The 417-nt window shown below is 60.7% G+C and carries 1 pseudogene; it reads left to right on the top strand.

The window, feature by feature from the left end:
• A pseudogene (locus tag AX729_RS22905) lies at positions 1-417 on the top strand (DUF1522 domain-containing protein); the annotation flags it as partial.

Raw genomic sequence — 417 nt, 5'->3', positions numbered from 1 at the left:
CGATCGGCGGCACGCTGACCTCGTCGCTGACCTTCTCGACGGCTTCCACCCCCGTCCAGGATACGGTTGCGCAAACCTCGCGTGCCAATCTGGTCAACCAGTACAACAACATCCTGAACCAGATCGACACGACGGCGCAGGACTCCTCGTTCAACGGTGTCAACCTCTTGAACGGCGACCAGCTCAAGCTGGTGTTCGACGAGACCGGCAAGTCGAACCTGAGCATCACCGGCGTGACCTACAACTCCAAGGGTCTGGGCCTTGCTGCGCTGACTAGCGGTGTCGACTTCATCGACAACGCGGCCACCAACAAGGTGCTCACCAACCTGAACGCTGCGTCGAGCACGCTGCGCTCGGAGGCGTCGAGCCTCGGTTCGAACCTCTCGGTGGTGCAGATCCGTCAGGACTTCAACAAGA

This window comes from Bradyrhizobium sp. CCH5-F6, assembly GCF_001556045.1.
In the GTDB taxonomy this organism is placed as follows: domain Bacteria; phylum Pseudomonadota; class Alphaproteobacteria; order Rhizobiales; family Xanthobacteraceae; genus Bradyrhizobium.
This window is presented reverse-complemented; position numbering and strand designations above follow the sequence as displayed.